The sequence below is a fragment of the Asaia sp. W19 genome, from assembly GCF_003994335.1.
GTDB lineage: Bacteria > Pseudomonadota > Alphaproteobacteria > Acetobacterales > Acetobacteraceae > Asaia.
This window is the reverse complement of sequence record NZ_PNQZ01000129.1, coordinates 1-1,869: the sequence shown is the minus strand read 5'-3', so window position 1 is coordinate 1,869 and position 1,869 is coordinate 1. Positions and strand designations below refer to the sequence as shown.

The window sequence follows — 1,869 nt, the reverse complement described above, 5'->3', positions numbered from 1 at the left end:
AGCGATCGTGGTGCCAACCTCGATTATCGCGACCTTCGCCGCCATGAAGCTGCTGGGCTATCAGCTCGACAACATGTCGCTCATGGCGCTCACCATTTCGACCGGCTTCGTGGTGGATGATGCCATTGTGGTGCTGGAAAATATCACCCGCTATCTCGAGCAGGGACTCTCCCCGCTCAAGGCGGCCCTCATCGGTTCGGGCGAGGTCGCGTTTACCGTGGTGTCCATCACCCTGTCCCTGATCGCCGTCTTCGTGCCGATCATTCTCCTGGGCGGGATCGCCGGGCGTCTGTTTCACGAATTTGCCATGACCATCTCGATCACGCTGGTGATCTCGATGATCCTGTCACTCTCCCTCACCCCCATGATCTGCGCCATGCTTCTGCGCCCTGCGAAAGAGGCCCATAAGCGTGCGCGTATTGCGGTGGTGATCGATCGCGAGATCACGCGTATCACGGATGGCTATGTTGCATCGCTCGACTGGTCTCTGCGCCACCGCTGGCTGATGCTGCTCAGCCTGCCACTGACACTCTTCATCGCAGGTGCCCTTTTCGTGAAAATGCCGAAAGGCTTCTTTCCGGACGAGGACACCGGCATGATGATGGGCCATATCATCGGCGATCAATCGGCTTCGTTCAGCCAGATGAGCGTCAAGACCTACGAGGTGGCCAAGACCGTCTCGAAAGACCGCGACGTCGCAGCGATCGTCGGCTTCCTGGGCGGCCGTCAGGCCAATCAGGCCAATCTGTTTGCCTCGCTCAAGGATAAATCCGAGCGCGACGATACGGTCACCCAGACCATTGAACGCCTCGGACGCAAATTCCGGAAAATGGTCGGGGCCGAGATCTTCTTCATGGCCCCCGGTGCCGTGCGCGCCGGCGCGCGTGGGGGGAATGCCTCCTACCAATACGCGTTGCAGGGCCCGGATGCGGACGAGCTTTTCGCCCTCACCCCGAAGGTGGTCGAGGCTTTCCAGAAGATCCCGGGGTTGATGGATGTCTCCTCCGATCTGAGCGAAGGCGGCTCGGCGCTGGATGTGAAGATCAATCGCGATCTCTCCTCACGGTTTCAGATTACCCCTCAGCTCGTTTCGAACATCCTGTTCGACGCCTATGGCCAGCGCGCGGCTTCTGTCATCTACAAACCCATCAACCAGTACCGGGTAATCATGGAGGCGGCGCCACGCTTCTGGAAAGACCCCAACACGCTGCAGCAGGTCTGGATCAGTACGGCAGGCGGAACGGCCTCAGGCAGTGTCGCGTCCAACCGTATCCGCGTCGTCACGACCAGCTCTGCCTCCACGAGCGTCTCGACGGCAGATTCGAATTATCAGAACCAGATGGCGAACAGCCTTGCAGGGGGCAGCAACACCTCTTCAGGATCGGCAGTGGCGACCAGCGCTGAAACGATGGTGCCTCTCAGCCTGACGTCTCACATCGTGCCAGGCACGACGGCGCTGAGCGTGAACCATCAGGGCCAGTCCGTCGCCACCACCGTCTCGTTCAATCTCAAGCCGGGCGTCTCTCTCGGTGACGCCGTGACCGCCATCAACGCAGCGCTGATCAAGCTGCATGTTCCTTCTGACATCCAGGGCGGATTTGCGGGCAATGCGGCGCTGTTCCAGAAATCGGTCAATGACGAGCCCCTGCTGATCCTCGCCGCTCTGGCTGCGGTCTATATCGTGCTCGGTGTCCTCTATGAGAGCCTCGTTCATCCGCTGACCATTTTGTCTACCCTCCCATCGGCGGGGGTCGGGGGCCTTCTGGCGCTGCAGATCTTTTGGGGGGGGTTTTCCCTGATCGCGATGATCGGGGGGGTCCTGCTGATCGGCATCGTCAAGAAGAACGCCATCATGCTGATCGATTTTGC

1 protein-coding gene is annotated in these 1,869 nt (G+C 60.0%); it reads left to right on the top strand.

Translation table 11 applies throughout. From position 1 onward, the window contains the following. Window positions 1-1,869: efflux RND transporter permease subunit (locus tag C0V97_RS17275; RefSeq protein WP_148114964.1), on the top strand; the 1,869-nt coding region annotated here is incomplete at both ends.